At 52.6% G+C, this 13,738-nt stretch carries 21 protein-coding genes and 2 pseudogenes; 12 read left to right on the plus strand and 11 right to left on the minus strand.

What is annotated here, in order from left to right; all coding sequences use genetic code 11:
- Nucleotides 1-19 precede the first annotated feature (19 nt).
- Nucleotides 20-478 carry an NADH-quinone oxidoreductase subunit A gene (locus tag IPQ00_10655; GenBank protein MBL0241016.1) on the minus strand — a complete coding sequence of 153 codons (459 nt, stop codon included), beginning with the start codon at nucleotides 476-478 and terminating at the stop codon, nucleotides 20-22.
- Nucleotides 479-752: 274 nt separating this feature from the next.
- Here IPQ00_10655 and IPQ00_10660 point away from each other — a divergent pair, with 274 nt between their 5' ends.
- The 5 genes and pseudogenes from IPQ00_10660 to IPQ00_10680 all read left to right on the plus strand — a co-directional run bounded on the left by IPQ00_10660 (nucleotide 753) and on the right by IPQ00_10680 (nucleotide 3,626).
- Complete coding sequence (locus tag IPQ00_10660; GenBank protein MBL0241017.1) at nucleotides 753-1,253, plus strand: hypothetical protein; 501 nt, start codon at nucleotides 753-755, stop codon at nucleotides 1,251-1,253.
- 502 nt (nucleotides 1,254-1,755) lie between these two features.
- Complete coding sequence (gene thiS, locus IPQ00_10665; GenBank protein ID MBL0241018.1) at nucleotides 1,756-1,905, plus strand: sulfur carrier protein ThiS; 150 nt, start codon at nucleotides 1,756-1,758, stop codon at nucleotides 1,903-1,905.
- A 172-nt stretch (nucleotides 1,906-2,077) separates the two neighbouring features.
- A pseudogene (locus IPQ00_10670) lies at nucleotides 2,078-2,849 on the plus strand (thiazole synthase).
- 7 nt (nucleotides 2,850-2,856) lie between these two features.
- A complete protein-coding gene (locus tag IPQ00_10675) occupies nucleotides 2,857-3,135 on the plus strand; it encodes a hypothetical protein (protein ID MBL0241019.1) in 279 nt (92 codons plus the stop codon).
- Nucleotides 3,136-3,185: 50 nt separating this feature from the next.
- Nucleotides 3,186-3,626 carry a molybdenum cofactor biosynthesis protein MoaE gene (locus tag IPQ00_10680; GenBank protein ID MBL0241020.1) on the plus strand — a complete coding sequence of 147 codons (441 nt, stop codon included), beginning with the start codon at nucleotides 3,186-3,188 and terminating at the stop codon, nucleotides 3,624-3,626.
- Here the strand turns inward: IPQ00_10680 and IPQ00_10685 are convergent, their stop codons facing one another.
- The 5 genes from IPQ00_10685 to IPQ00_10705 all read right to left on the minus strand — a co-directional run bounded on the left by IPQ00_10685 (nucleotide 3,627) and on the right by IPQ00_10705 (nucleotide 5,993).
- Nucleotides 3,627-4,175 carry a bifunctional (p)ppGpp synthetase/guanosine-3',5'-bis(diphosphate) 3'-pyrophosphohydrolase gene (locus tag IPQ00_10685; protein MBL0241021.1) on the minus strand — a complete coding sequence of 183 codons (549 nt, stop codon included), beginning with the start codon at nucleotides 4,173-4,175 and terminating at the stop codon, nucleotides 3,627-3,629.
- A gap of 68 nt (nucleotides 4,176-4,243) precedes the next feature.
- The gene (locus tag IPQ00_10690; protein ID MBL0241022.1) at nucleotides 4,244-4,768 is read right to left on the minus strand and encodes a hypothetical protein; all 525 of its coding nucleotides are present in this window, start codon (nucleotides 4,766-4,768) and stop codon (nucleotides 4,244-4,246) included.
- 28 nt (nucleotides 4,769-4,796) lie between these two features.
- Complete coding sequence (locus IPQ00_10695; protein MBL0241023.1) at nucleotides 4,797-5,375, minus strand: hypothetical protein; 579 nt, start codon at nucleotides 5,373-5,375, stop codon at nucleotides 4,797-4,799.
- Nucleotides 5,376-5,440: 65 nt separating this feature from the next.
- Nucleotides 5,441-5,596, minus strand: coding sequence for a hypothetical protein (locus tag IPQ00_10700; GenBank protein MBL0241024.1), 156 nt, complete (start codon nucleotides 5,594-5,596; stop codon nucleotides 5,441-5,443).
- A gap of 7 nt (nucleotides 5,597-5,603) precedes the next feature.
- On the minus strand, nucleotides 5,604-5,993 hold the full coding sequence (locus IPQ00_10705) for a hypothetical protein (protein ID MBL0241025.1): 390 nt from the start codon (nucleotides 5,991-5,993) through the stop codon (nucleotides 5,604-5,606).
- A gap of 247 nt (nucleotides 5,994-6,240) precedes the next feature.
- Here IPQ00_10705 and IPQ00_10710 point away from each other — a divergent pair, with 247 nt between their 5' ends.
- Entirely contained in the window at nucleotides 6,241-7,203 is a 963-nt protein-coding gene (locus IPQ00_10710; protein ID MBL0241026.1) for a hypothetical protein, read from the plus strand.
- Here IPQ00_10710 and IPQ00_10715 read toward each other — a convergent pair.
- The 4 genes from IPQ00_10715 to IPQ00_10730 all read right to left on the minus strand — a co-directional run bounded on the left by IPQ00_10715 (nucleotide 7,127) and on the right by IPQ00_10730 (nucleotide 9,158).
- A complete protein-coding gene (locus IPQ00_10715) occupies nucleotides 7,127-7,828 on the minus strand; it encodes an LON peptidase substrate-binding domain-containing protein (protein ID MBL0241027.1) in 702 nt (233 codons plus the stop codon). The two genes, IPQ00_10710 and IPQ00_10715, sit on opposite strands and share 77 nt — an antisense overlap.
- A gap of 83 nt (nucleotides 7,829-7,911) precedes the next feature.
- Nucleotides 7,912-8,319 (minus strand): hypothetical protein, encoded by a 408-nt coding sequence (locus IPQ00_10720; protein ID MBL0241028.1) that lies wholly within the window; start codon nucleotides 8,317-8,319, stop codon nucleotides 7,912-7,914.
- Nucleotides 8,316-8,690 (minus strand): hypothetical protein, encoded by a 375-nt coding sequence (locus IPQ00_10725; protein ID MBL0241029.1) that lies wholly within the window; start codon nucleotides 8,688-8,690, stop codon nucleotides 8,316-8,318. Before IPQ00_10725 ends, IPQ00_10720 begins: the two co-directional genes overlap by 4 nt.
- Nucleotides 8,691-8,750: 60 nt before the next feature.
- Nucleotides 8,751-9,158, minus strand: a complete 408-nt coding sequence (locus tag IPQ00_10730) for a DNA repair exonuclease (protein MBL0241030.1) — start codon at nucleotides 9,156-9,158, stop codon at nucleotides 8,751-8,753.
- 164 nt (nucleotides 9,159-9,322) lie between these two features.
- Between IPQ00_10730 and IPQ00_10735 the strand changes: the two are divergent.
- From IPQ00_10735 to IPQ00_10750, 4 genes and pseudogenes are all read left to right on the plus strand, one after another.
- A pseudogene (locus tag IPQ00_10735) lies at nucleotides 9,323-10,131 on the plus strand (SDR family oxidoreductase).
- 132 nt (nucleotides 10,132-10,263) lie between these two features.
- Nucleotides 10,264-10,407 (plus strand): hypothetical protein, encoded by a 144-nt coding sequence (locus IPQ00_10740; GenBank protein ID MBL0241031.1) that lies wholly within the window; start codon nucleotides 10,264-10,266, stop codon nucleotides 10,405-10,407.
- Nucleotides 10,408-10,435: 28 nt separating this feature from the next.
- Nucleotides 10,436-10,978 (plus strand): hypothetical protein, encoded by a 543-nt coding sequence (locus IPQ00_10745; GenBank protein MBL0241032.1) that lies wholly within the window; start codon nucleotides 10,436-10,438, stop codon nucleotides 10,976-10,978.
- A gap of 85 nt (nucleotides 10,979-11,063) precedes the next feature.
- Nucleotides 11,064-11,819: a hypothetical protein gene (locus IPQ00_10750; GenBank protein ID MBL0241033.1), complete on the plus strand. Its 756-nt coding sequence runs from the start codon at nucleotides 11,064-11,066 to the stop codon at nucleotides 11,817-11,819.
- A gap of 73 nt (nucleotides 11,820-11,892) precedes the next feature.
- Here the strand turns inward: IPQ00_10750 and IPQ00_10755 are convergent, their stop codons facing one another.
- Complete coding sequence (locus IPQ00_10755) at nucleotides 11,893-12,402, minus strand: transposase (protein MBL0241034.1); 510 nt, start codon at nucleotides 12,400-12,402, stop codon at nucleotides 11,893-11,895.
- A gap of 34 nt (nucleotides 12,403-12,436) precedes the next feature.
- Here IPQ00_10755 and IPQ00_10760 point away from each other — a divergent pair, with 34 nt between their 5' ends.
- Together IPQ00_10760 and IPQ00_10765 are read left to right on the plus strand one after the other, a co-directional pair.
- The gene (locus IPQ00_10760) at nucleotides 12,437-12,751 is read left to right on the plus strand and encodes a hypothetical protein (protein MBL0241035.1); all 315 of its coding nucleotides are present in this window, start codon (nucleotides 12,437-12,439) and stop codon (nucleotides 12,749-12,751) included.
- A gap of 236 nt (nucleotides 12,752-12,987) precedes the next feature.
- On the plus strand, nucleotides 12,988-13,530 hold the full coding sequence (locus IPQ00_10765; GenBank protein ID MBL0241036.1) for a hypothetical protein: 543 nt from the start codon (nucleotides 12,988-12,990) through the stop codon (nucleotides 13,528-13,530).
- Nucleotides 13,531-13,738: the final 208 nt, after the last annotated feature.

Consider the following 13,738-nt stretch of genomic DNA (forward strand, 5'->3'; position numbering starts at 1 on the left):
TTACGCCGCCCTTTTGATCTCACGGTTCCGCCGTGCCATTTTCCTTTGCCTGAGATCTTGCCTCGGCACGTGCCTGCAATCCCCAATCAAAAATTCCCTTATTCCAAACGAAGATGAAGCCTACGATCAGGGTCGAAATAAATACAAGTATTTCGATAAATGCGATCGTGCCGAAGGCAATACCGGTCAAGTTCTGCTCCGCCAGAAGGCTTTTGAAAGCAACGGCAAACGGAACCATAAACAAGATTTCGATATCGAACAGGAGGAATATGACCGCAACCGCGTAAAACTTCACCGAGTATTTATCATGTGCGGATCCGACCGGATCTTTACCGCATTCATACGGCATCAATTTGGTCGCCGTTCTCTTACGCGGCCCGATCAATTGAGTAACGAGCAATTGGCTTACGGCAAATCCGGCCGCGACAAGGAACATCACGGCTATCGGAGCGTAATCCATTAGGCTGAATTCTGACATTTAGACCCTGAACCTATCTCTTGAAAATATATCTAACGGGCAGGAAATTTCCTGCCTAAACTAAATCAGTTTAATTCGATTGGCACAAACTTAATCGTAAGTTAAGCCTGTATAGGTGTCAAGGCAGTCCGATGACCGCTTTGCCCTATTTTAGGCCACTCGGAATTCAAACTAATTCGTTGACCGCAAACGAGCCGATATGCTAATTTCAAGAGTGGCGATCCGTGCCGGAATTCCGCTATTATCCCACTTCGTAAACGGATAAAAATACACTGTGATAGCTGGTTTTAATACAGATATAGAGTTCGACGGTGTCGTGTATCACGTCCAGACCGAGGACAAAGGTTTGCCTTCGCGCAAGATAATCTCGCTTGTCTATGACGGCGGCACGATCCTCGCCAGCAAACGAACGAATTACGAAGACCTACCCACAGGTGCGTTAGATGAGACGGCGGTCGCCGAACGCGTTCAGAAACAACACACACTGATCTGCGCCGCCATTCGGGCCGGCCGACTTGAGGATCTAAAGGCAATGACCGCAAAAGCGAGTGCCGCCAGGTCAGCCGATCCAGCCCCGATACATCACGAGGCCGCGATCAGTGCCGACGCCGATCGCCCGTGTAGAAACTCAACGTATAATCACCATTTTGCCGTCCGGATGATCCGATCTTGTCGCCCGTCGACGATCCGATCGAACTACCTGATGCCGTTGTCACCGAGGATTTTGAGGTCGATGAATTCTTTGACGCACCGATATTTGAAGATTTCGAGATAATCGAAGACGACATTCTATTGCCGGCGGACGCAGTCGCTGTCGTCAGCGAACTCTCCGGCAAGGAACGTCCGGCCAACCAGAAACTCAGTATCGAACTTCTCAGCGACGCGAAGTTTAAGGGCGGAGACCGCATTACGGTCAGCCTTATGATCTGCCGCGGCACGGAGCGAAAGGTGGTCGCTGATGCCCAAATAATGGTCAAGGTCCTCGGATCCAGTTTTCGGCCGGTGATCTTTCACGCTAAAACGGACTCGAACGGTATGGCCAGCGTCCATCTTCAGATGCCTCGTTTTCATCGGGCAGAGCGGCTTTGCTACTGCGTGCATCGCACAACGGCGAAGAGATCGAATTGCGACGCGTCGTACTGCCCGGTTGATCTCTCGGCCGAGAACTTCGCCTATACAAATTTGAAATTCTCTCCATCAAAGCGGAAGATTGTTCTGATGGCAAATATAACTGTCTATCTGAATGGCGAAACGCGTCAGGTCACCGCCGAAACGGCCTGGCCGAACTGCTCGACCAGCTTTCACTGCCGCATCAGCGGATCGCTATCGAACTTAACAAAGCGGTCATACGTCGCGCCGATTGGCCTAACACGACCGTCAACGAAGGTGACCGCATCGAGGTCGTACACTTCGTCGGCGGCGGATAGCAGAAATTTCACCACAGAGACACAGAGAAGATGCGATAAGAAGCAATGCTTAACGCCCATTGTCGTTGAACCACCTGCGATCCTGTTCAAGTATCTCCGTGCCGTCTGTGTCTCTGTGGTGGATCTTTCTTTTGCTTTCTCATTCAATTTGCGTGAAAATTATCGTAAAGCTATGTCAGACACATTTTCACTCGCCGGCACCACATTTTCTTCGCGATTGATCATCGGAACGGGCAAGTATCGTTCGTACGATGAGATGAAGGCCGCCCATATTGCGTCCGGGGCCGAGATGGTGACCGTTGCGGTGAACCGCGTACCGCTCGACCATTCGTCCGAATCATTTCTCGATCACCTCGACCCAAAAATGAAGATCCTGCCGAACACGGCGGGATGTTACGACGCCGATCACGCAATTCGAACCGCGAGACTCGCCCGCGAGGCGCTCGAGACCGACTGGATCAAACTCGAGGTCATCGGCGATCCGGTGACGCTGCTGCCTGACAACGAACAGACGCTTGAGGCGGCCAAGGTTTTGGTAAAAGAGGGCTTTATCGTCCTGCCGTACTTCACCGATGACCTGATAATGGCCAAAAAGCTGCTCGCCGCCGGCTGTCCGGCCGTGATGCCGCTTGCCGCCCCGATAGGTTCGGGAATGGGCGTGCAAAACCCTTCGAATCTGCGGATCATGCGTGAGCAATTGCCGGACGCGATCATAATCGTCGATGCCGGTGTCGGCGTCCCAAGCGATGCCGCCATCGCTATGGAACTCGGTGCGGACGCGATATTGATGAACACCGCCATCGCCGAAGCGACCGACGCCGCTGCGATGGCGACAGCTATGAATTACGCCGTACGGGCCGGACGCCTGAGCTATCTCGCCGGGCCGTATGCCCAAACGCCTATATGCTTCGGCGTCGAGTCCGATCGCGGGAGCGATAAAATAACGACCGCGTGGGTGAATCTTTAGGCGGCCGGACGTTTATGGAATGGCCCAACGTCATAATGATCTTCACTATACTCTTTTCGGAAGCCCAACAAATGCGAGGGTTGGGGTTTAATGAGGTGATTTTATTTTTGGTGCTACTGCGGCGCGCCGGACAGCGCCTGGAAACTGCCGGATGGCGGACGGCCAAAGCTGTCTTCGACGGATCAAAGCGATTTCCCAGCGCGGATACAAACTGCTTTGCTTTGAATCAAAACTACGCCACCGGCGAAGAGATCGTCCGCTGACGGGGACGAACTCGCGATCTTCACCGCAGTTTCAGGTGGATAATTCTAAAATGGACTTTTTCGAGCTTACAACCCAACCCCTCGACATCACCTCCGTAGCCCGACGCGTCGTACCGCCTGAGTGTGGAGCGACGGTGACGTTAGACGGATACGCCAGACGATTTACCAAGGATAAATCTAGCGGGGTGGTTCGCGAGACCGAGTATCTGGAATACGAGGCTTATGAGCCGATGGCTTTGAAAGAAATGCAGAAGCTCATAACGGCTGCCAAAGATCAGTTTGAGATCTCAAACGTCGGCATTGTCCATCGTCTTGGACGGCTCGCGATCGGCGAGACGAGCGTCGTCATCTCGGTCGCCTCACCGCACCGCAAGGCCGCATTTGCCGCCTGCGAATGGCTCATCGTCGAACTAAAACGCACGGTCCCGATATTTAAGAAAGAGGTTTACGCGGGCGGCGAACATTGGGTCGAGGGTGATGTCACCGCCTGATCAGTCGAGTTGGCTGAGCTTTTCATTGGCCATCGCGACAACCTCGTCGAAAAGCTCGTCAAGTTGATCGTTTGCCCCGCGAAGTCCGGCGACGACGTTGACCGCCCACTGCACGTATTCGACCCGCCTCTGCTTGTCCCAATCCTCGGCGGGACTCACAATGACATCGCGTACATTGCTGATCTTGTCCGCAATTTTGATCACCTTAGCACCGTAGGAAAGGTGAGGTGCGTGCTCGATCTGCCGTTGTTTGCGTTCGTGTTTCGGGAGCGACTTGTCATCGCTCACCTCACGGACGTAACCCGCGACTATCTCACCGAACTTCTCGTCGATCTCGTCGCTGCTCACGCCGCAATCTTCGACCGTATCGTGCAGCAATGCCGCCGCCAAAATGTCCTCGTCATCTACGAGTCCGACATTAGCGATCATATTCGCAACTTCGATAGGATGATTGATATAGGGCTCACGCTTGGAACCCTTTCGAAAATGTCCGGTATGTTTCTCAGCCGCAAAACGGGCCGCGTGTAGTACTTTATTTAGGTTATTCACACATCAGAATATCAATCTGCCGTAGAAACGTCAACGAACTTTTGCTCTCCGTCGGGCCTTTTGCCGCATTATCGTATGACCTCGATAGCGATCGTTTGTGAACCGGTGACGATGTTTTCGCCATCGGCAAGCATCTGATCGATCACGGATCGCTGAGTCGCTGCCTTTGATCCGCCGACGCTTCGATCATTGTTGATGGTGGCGAGCATCGAGGGCGGCAGATTGGGCATCTCGTTTGCACCGATGACCGCACCCGCGACAGTTCGGTAACCGTAAACATAAAGCCGGTCAGACCGCTTTGCGAGGTTGATCGTCCTGATAAGTTCGGCCGCCGATATTGGCGTAAACTGCTTGATCGCCGCGTTTTCTTGTATCGACGCGCCGTCGCCGATCATCAATGACAAAGGGCCGGACGGAGCATCTGCCGGTATCGCGACGACCGCCGTTCGGGTTTCGAGCTTGCCGCCGTCAGTCCTGATAAATAGGTTCACGGTGATCGACTCGCCCGCCCGCACCTGCGTCCGATCGACCGCCACACGTTCGAGCGAGGCCGCCTTGCTGCCCTCAGCGATCGGAGAAGTTGAGATCGACATCGGTCACGTCAATTCCCGAGGTTACTCTTTAACAATAAAGCCAGCGGGACCGCCGCCGTTGCAGCCACAAGCGCGCCGCCTGATTGCCCGTATATCGACGTTCGATCCGGACGCTTTGCTCACCCCGGATACTGATAGTGCCGTTAAGCGTGACAGTCATATCGCCCACACCGCGTTCCTGAGCCGCGATGGCATTGAGTGCACCGACATTGACGACGAGCGGAGCCAGAAAATCATCGATGCAGGACTCAAACCTTACTACCTCGTTACGGCCGCGGCTGGTCACGATCGCAAGTTTTACCGGCAGCATCTTGGGCGCCTGGCCGAGCGTGCCAAATATACCGGTCGCGCGATCCTGCGTCAGAGCTCCCACGGCATCGTCGGCAACGGCGAGTTTGAACGAATTGTTGGTATTCGGCACGACCACGACGACGTGCGACTCTGCCATCGGCAGGTCGGTCGATCCTAAACTGAAGTATGGGTGGCCAAAGGCATGGATCTTGCGGTCGTCTCGAAGTGTCACGGTGCCGGCGGCCGCGATCGAGATATCGCCGCGGGCAAGCTGTACAACGATCGAATCACCTCCGAGGAGCGTTTTTTTCGTCAAAGGGCTTGAGCGGAGTTATCTTGTTACCGCCGCCGAGCGATGCAACGGGCATAACGCCGATGCTCTTAAGTTGCGGGGGCAAAAACGTCCAGCGTCGTCTGAGATATTCCGCTAAAGGTCATCGGCGTCGCGATCGGCACAAATGTCTGTCCGGCCACCGAACTCATCCTCGAGTCGGTCGCCATTCCCGACACAATGTTCCCGGCGTTCGAAAAGGTCAACGGTGCGTCAAAGCTCAGCCTTGACGCGGTGATATCTGAGAATTTTTCCGGCGCTGGCCGCAACGGCAGGCTTTGCCGCAGGTGCCTGTTCAAATATCGATATCATCTGCTCGATCGGCGTAATGCCGCAGATCGGTTCCTCGGCAAACGGAAAGCTGTACGCGATCGCGTCGATGAGTTTGCCGTCGATGTACACCGGCGAACCGGACATTCCGGCAAAGACAAACGTCCTCTCGGCCAGTGCTCCGCTCAGGCGACCGATTATCATATCCTGATGCGGCCCGACGGCACCCGGGACGACGCCGAGTATCTCGACGTTAAAATCCTCGGGCTCAGACCCGCGAAAGACCGTTTTGGCGATCCCGCGGGCACCTTCCCGGACATCCGCGAGCGGCATTATCGCCACTCCGCTCTGTTTAGCCGGCAGACGCAGTTGTTTGTCCGAATGTGAGGGTGCCGAAGGCCGTTAGAAAAATACGATCACGGCGGCCGATCTGAGTATGTTTCGCATCAAAAATTATCTTCCTTAAAACTAGCCCATTATGGTAACATCGTAAGAGCCTTATCGAAAGCATTCTTCTGTTTTGCTTTCAGTGTCCTGCAAATGCGAGTGGGTCTCCTGTGACTTTTCGCAAATATCTTTTATGGCAATGTCCACGCGTCTGGCAAAGAGTCTTTCAAAACTGATATTTCCCGTCATTTTGCTGATAGTTGCGGCATTGGCGGCGGCATCGGTCTGGTTAACTTACCGCACGGCTCATCCGGATGCGGTCAAGTATCTCGTCACTCCCGAAAAATACGCTCAGCTGAGTTCACGCGGGTCACAAGTTACAGATGAAACGTGGACCAATAAAGATGGCTCGACTTCGCGTGGCTGGCTGCTCCGCGGTATCGAAAACGCTCCGGCGGTCGTCCTCTTTCATAAGTACGGTGCTGACCGTTCGTACGTCTTGAATCTCGGCGTTAAGCTCAACGAATCGACGAATTTCACGGTCCTTATGCCCGACCTCAGGGCTCACGGCGAAAATGCGTCGGTCAAAAACTCATCGTTTGGCGGCTGCGAAGCCGAAGACGCTATTTCGGCCGTCGAATTTATCCGTAACCTCAAGACGCCCAATCAGATCACCCTCGTCGGCAAGGACGTCGGCGTTTACGGCATCGAGCTTGGGGCATCCGCTGCACTCAACGCCGCCGCTATCGACAAGACCATCAAGGCACTTGTCCTCGACAGCGTTCCGGAAAACTCAGACGCATTGGTCACCGACGCCGTCAGCCGACGATTTCCATTTGCGAGCTCGATCACAACCCGTTTGGCCAAGGTCGGAACATTCCTCTATTTCTTTGACGGCTGTTATAAGCGCGACCCGTCGTGTGAAACCGCGAAAAAGATCGACGGGCGAAGTATCTTATTACTCGCCGGCCTCGACGCTCCTGACTTTCAGGAATCGACGACGAAACTGAGCAAGTGCTTTGCCTCCGGTAACAAGATCGAGAGCAAGACTGATCTTAGTCCTTCAGGAGTCGGTATCATCAATGCGTCAATAGATCGGTCCGAAGCCTATGATCGTCGCATAATCGACTTTTTCCGAAATAATCTCGGCAATTAAATATCCAGCTTTTCTTGCTGTGACCGTTGGTTTTCGCTGCGGCGACGATGTCAGTTCGATCTTCGATCTGTTTGACGGACTGGATCAGCGTCTTGCGGATACTTTCCAGACGCTCCACCGTCGAGGTCATCTCTAAAAGCCGATATTTCAGCTCATTTTCAAATCCAAGTGTCGCCGCGGCAAGGAATGATAGCGACTCCGGGTCCGATCTAGATATCTCGGGCAATTTAATACGGCTGCCGTTTATCTTGGACACCGCATTTGCCATCCTCATAAATAGGTCAAAGACCTCGCCCGCCAAATTTTCCGGATCTCCGCTCTCGTCCGGTTCGTCCTCAAAAAACGCGACATCGCCGTACAGATACGGCTTATCGTCGTCGATCAGATCCACCAGTCGATACCGGGCAACCCCGATAATGATGATATTCGAACGCCCGTCGTCCATCGTCTGGACATCGCGTATCTCGGCGGCACACCCGACCGACCCCACCTCCGGCCTTTCCGAAAGGCTGCTTTCGTGATCCAAAAGTGTGATACCGAAAATGCCGCCGACGCCGCCGATGTCGTCAAGCATCTGCCGATAACGGCGTTCGAAGAGATGCAGCGGCAGAATCTCGTTTGGCATTATCACCAGCGGAGCGGAAAGATCGGCAGATCGTTAATGCCTGCAACTTTATCCAGTGAACTACTCATAATTCGTCGGGCGGCCTAGCCCAATTTTACGGCTATAAAATCAGCGATCTTCTGCGGTTCGTCGTCACCGAGCGCCATTCGTTTGGCTCCGATCACGGCGTCCGTCACGTCGTCAGATCTCGTTTTATAACGGTTATCGCGGTTGATCAGATCTTCGACCACGCGGCGTTCTAATTTTTCCCGGCCGATATCGTCGGCGGTGTCATCAGTCTCAACGAACTCCGCCGGCACCGTATGATTCTTGATCCGGACGTGGAGTGCACCGGTCATTGCCCGGACCTGATCGCGGATCTTGGTCATCTCGAGTAGCGAGTTTGGAAATCCAAGCTGTCCACGAAGACTGATCTCAATGATGGGTTGCGGTTTGCCGTCCTCTGCCCGTCGAGCCTCGACATCGACGCGTTTGAGGATGTCTTCGGTCACCGCTGCGCGTCAGCATAGCCCGTCACATTAAACTGCATCTGTTGAAACGGCCGATAATGATAGTCCTCGATATGTCTCGCATCGACCGTATTGTCTTCGCCGACCTCGACGACAAATACGCCCCGCGTTTCGCGAAACTCACTGATATTCGTGATCTCGATCGACCCTGGATTGAATGCCCAGTTGTCGATCTCGTAATGCTTGTGTGTATGGCCAAGCCCGACATATTCGGTCACCGACTTTAGCTGTTTTAGTGCATCGATCGACAGTGCCGGTATCGGATGGGTCTGATGCCCTTCGACGTCGGTGTGCAGCATCAATAGATGAAATGCACCGTCGCGGCGACTATCGGCGATCGCATCGGTCAGCATAAGGGATCGCCCAGTTTCCGGACGCACCGTACCACTCCGAGCCAAATATCCTAGCTCGTCCTATATCAATGTATCCGCCGCTGCGGGCGTCGGCGTTCCATTCGTCATAGACCATTTTCCCTCGACTGTTCGCGGTTCGAGCAGGATCATCAGATCCCAGGCGGCAAGCGAACGCAGCCAGCTAAATGCACTGTCATTGTATTTCTGATCGTGATTGCCCTCGATCGCGATGACCGGGATCCCGGCATCTTTCACCATTTTGAGGCCTTCAACGGCATAATTCATCGTCTCGGGCGGTACAATTCGCTTGTGAAAAAAATCACCGCACATTATGACAAAATCGACCTTTTCGTCGATGGCATAACGCCGCAGAACATCGACCCACGCGTCGAAAAAATCCCTCGGGCTCTCGGCAAGTTGGTACCGTGTACACCCAAGATGCACGTCTGCGATATGCAGGAACTTCATACACTCGATTTTATCACAAAGAAAATTCATCACAGATGCACAGATCTCTCGGCGGACTATCCTCCAAAACGGAATTCAGGATCTCGCAGTTAATAGTTAAAGAGTTAACGACGCCTGGCTTTTGTTATCCGTGTTATCTGTGACTCTGTGGTAAATTTTCATATATGAACAAAGTTGTGCTAATAACGGGATCGTCGAGTGGCATTGGTCTGCACACGGCCAAGCTATTTCAGGCTAAGAACTGGAAGGTCGCGGCGACTATGCGTCATCCCGAGAGTGCCGACGAACTCAAACAGATCGTCGATATCGAGTGTATACGCCTTGACGTGACCGACCCGGGATCGATCCGTGCCGCGATCGCTGCGGCGATCGAAAAATTTAGCCGCATCGACGCCGTGGTCAATAACGCCGGTTACAGCCTGACCGGAGCATTTGAGGCGGCAACGCCGGAGCAGATCGAAAAGCAGTTTCAGACCAATGTCTTTGGACTTATGAACGTTTGCCGCGAGATATTGCCGTATTTTCGCTCCGAAAAACGCGGGACGATCGTCAATATTGCGTCGGTCGGCGGCCGAATGACCTTTCCGCTCTACAGCCTTTATAATTCGACCAAGTGGGCCGTCGAGGGGTTTTCGGAATCGCTGCAATACGAGCTCGAACAATTTAACATTCGCGTTAAGGTCATCGAACCGGGCCCCATCCGAACCGATTTTTACGACCGCTCGCAGGACCTCACCCACAAGGAAGGCTTGACTGCTTATGACGCGATAACCGCCCGGGCAATGCCAAATATGCTGCGTGCCGGCGAAACTGCACCCGACGGGGCGGTTGTCGCCCAAAAGATTACGAAGCCGTCAGCGACGGCACAAAGCGGCTAAGATACGGCGTAAACACTAAGGGAATCCTTACGCTCAGACGCTTTTTGCCTGACGCTGCATTCTTTTCTATTATCCGAAGAATTATTCTTAAATAGATATTTTCTGAAATTCGTGAGAATATAAGCAATAACTTTGCAGATTCAAATAGACGAAAACGCAGTATCTACCATTTGGGTTGCCGAGACATCGGCAACCGATAACCAGTTTTACCAAAGCGATAAATAAGAATGAAGATCCTTTTATATAATCCGGACAACGGCATTACGCGCAATTTTATGCCGCACCTTTGGATGTTCCTGCTCCAGTCACTGACGCCTGCTGGGCACGAAGTGATCCTTATCGACGGAAACGCCAAGGCAATGACGCCCTGAGCTTGTTCGTTTTTGCAAAGATAACGATATTGGCTTAGTCGGCATCGGGGCAATGACCCGTATGGTGGCCCGTGCCTACAAGGTCGCCGACGCACTCCGCGAAGAGGGCTTTAAGGTCGTAATGGGCGGCCCGCACGTTACAGAGTGTCCGGACGAGGCACTTGGCAAGGATGGCGGCCCGCGTCACGCTGATGCCGTCGCTCTCGGCGAAGCGGATGAGTATTGGGCTCAGATCGTCGAAGATGCGGCTAGCGGCAACCTCAAAGAGGTTTATCAACCTAAGGTGGACGAAAAGGGTAATGATTTTAAGCCGGACCTACAGCCATACCCGCATATCCCCTGGGAGACGCTGGATCTCGACCAATTCTCACTCGTACCTAAGTTTCTGCAAGGCCCACTTTCCAAAGCGGGAGCGGGCTGGGGCAAATTCTTTGTAGTTCCGATCGAGACCGGACGCGGTTGCCCTTACGGCTGCGAATTTTGTACCGTGACCGGATTTTTTGGCGACTCGATCCGCTTTCGCACCAATGAGAGCGTGATCGACGAACTGCTGCGGCTAAAGGCACGCTAGAAAGCAAAAAGGCCAGATCGCCGTATTCTTTATTGATGACAATCTGGCTATCAATAAAAAGCGGCTCAAAGGACTGCTCCGCGATATGATCGCCGCCGGTGCCACGCTGCCGTGGGTAGCCCAGATCAGCGCTAACTTGCTCGCGGACGAAGAACTCGTTGACCTGATCGCAGAGGCCGGCGGCAAATGGATCTTTATCGGAATGGAGTCGATCGATCCGGCCAATATGGCGGACGTCAACAAGACGTTTTCTAAACCGGCCAATTATCAGGCCGTGCTCGACGGCCTGGCTCGACGTAACATCTACGCCATCACTTCGTTCATTTTTGGAATGGACAATGACACGGTCGGCGTCGCCGACAGAACGGTGGACGGGATCGAAAGCTGGGCTCCGGGGCTTCCGGTTTTTGGCCAATTGACGCCGTTTCCCGCAACTCCGCTTTACACGCGTTTGCAGAAGACCGGTCGGCTTCATCGCCCGAAACACTGGCTCGAATTCGCTCCGTTCGTAATGGCTCATAATCCTCTGAAGATGACCATCGAGGATGCCAAGGACGAGACCTTTGACGCGTGGTCACGCTCATACAGCCCGGAACGCAACTACGAGGCGATCAATGCTATTCGTCACGCTCCGATCGATGTTCGCATCAGCCACCTGGTCGCTCGACTGTTCTTTCGCGGCATCTATTTTCCGCAGATGAGCAAATGGGCTTGGGTCAAACTATTGCTTGATAACCGACGATCGATCCTCAGCCTGACCGGCGAAGGCGTCCGAACCTGGCGTCAGGCCCGCAAACGCCGCCGTATCGAGGCCCGCGACGTCCAGACAGCCGAGTCTTGATAGGACCGATACCAAAACCACTTGCCGCCGAACTCTTCGGCGGCATTTTTTTGTCCACCGCGCAAAAAAGCGGTCAGCCTCGCAATCGCATAGATCGCAGTTCCTGACTCCATCTTACCTGGCGACAAACGCCTGTCAGAACCGGGAGCCATAGCGACTGGGTTCTTTTCATCCGCTCCGTTCCGGCAAACGCGAACGCCAAACCCCTGTCAGAACCGGGAGCGATAGCGCCTGGGTTCTTTCCGGGTTCTTTCCTTTTCCGCCCCGCCCTCGCCGCATCTTCACGCACCGACCACACGCTCGTTAACACGCGATGCATGATCCGCCCGATATCGTCCGTGAGGCGCTCGATCAGCAGATGAATGTGATCGGTCCTCAGGCAGTATGCGTAAAGATAGAATGGCAGCTTTGTCTTCTGTGCAGCGAACAGCGCAACGAACTTCCGATAGTCCTCCGGCGAATGAAAGATGTCGCTCCGATCCACCCCTCTCGTCGTCACATGATAAAGCACGCCCTCGACCTCGATCCTCGCTTTCCTCGCAATTTGATCGATGTTACTATCTCGCCCAAATGAGAACGTCAATCGAGAATCGACAAATTAGCAGGCGTGACCCCGATTGCTCTTGTTGCCCTTTGATGCGGATCTGCTGCTGAACGTGATCGAACAGGTATTCGAAATGGAGAGAGAGAATTTCTTCGGATCCGGAAAGAATAAGCGTATCATTACCGCAAAGGAGGTGTTCATCCTGATCGGCAAGGAATCAGGTGCGACCATCACCGAGATGTCCGGGATCGTCGGCCTCCACCAGTCAAACGCCGGCCGCCGATCCGACGCCGCGAGACAGAAATGCAAGACCGATCCGGAGTTCGAAAGCACATGGAAGAAAGTTCAGGAGAAGTACAAACAGAGAATCGCACTATCGCATGTCTGACCCCCAAATTGTGTTGGGAAAGTTGTTAAACCCGTTAGTTTTTTCATACACGAATCAACTGAAAATCGTGAATTTGCAAGACAACAAAGAGCCGGACAGCCTTTCAACTATAGTTCCGCACATACACACGCAATGCAAAGAGAAGCAAGTATCAGAAAAGCCTTAGGAATTACCGGAGGCTTTTCCGGCGGAGCTTTGATTACAACAATCAATAAGAAGAACAAATAGAGGTAATTATGAATGTTTATAGAAATATTTTTGCGTTTTTGTTTTTATGTAGCGTAAGTTTTTCGGTTAATGCCCAGCAAGCTATTGTTTTAAGAACAACTTCAGAAACTAGCGACAAACTACGCTTTTCAATATGGACTGAAACAAGTGAGATTGATTTGGGACAAAGTGTTACTGTAAATTATTCAGTTGAGAACAAATCAAAGAAGAGTTTCTACTTGGTTCGAGAAGAAAAACAGCGGATTAGGCTCTTTGGTGAGAATATGCTTGCTGAAGCACCAAGTGCCTTGCCAACTAATCACGGAGATTTCGATTTTACTTTTATTCAAATACAACCTAAGAAGAAAGCTTTTGGACAGGTTGTAATTCCGAAAGAAAAGTTTGAGAACGAAGGCGTGATACCAATCACCATTGGTTTCGGATATGTAGAAAATATCAAAGGTATAGATAGAAAACTAAATAAAGGGGAAGACCCTTTCCCTCTTAGAAGTGAACTGGAAAAACGCATTAAAAGGTTATATCTTGGTGATTTAGGAGTAAATGTTAAGTAATCGAATTATAGAATTATCAAAATCTTCGGTAGCGAGGGAACGGGGTCATCTAGAGCAATCGGGGTCATCTATGAAGTAACCCTTGAAGTCAAGCGCACGGGTATTGTGGCATCTTTGGGATGCGATTGGTGCGTTTGATTGGGTGACAAAAGAGAACAACCGGCGCCTCCATTATTAGTTAGATTCTTTCAGATACGCACCGCTGTAA

Origin of the sequence: Chloracidobacterium sp., from assembly GCA_016720705.1 — a bacterium.
Taxonomy (GTDB): Bacteria; Acidobacteriota; Blastocatellia; order Pyrinomonadales; family Pyrinomonadaceae; genus OLB17.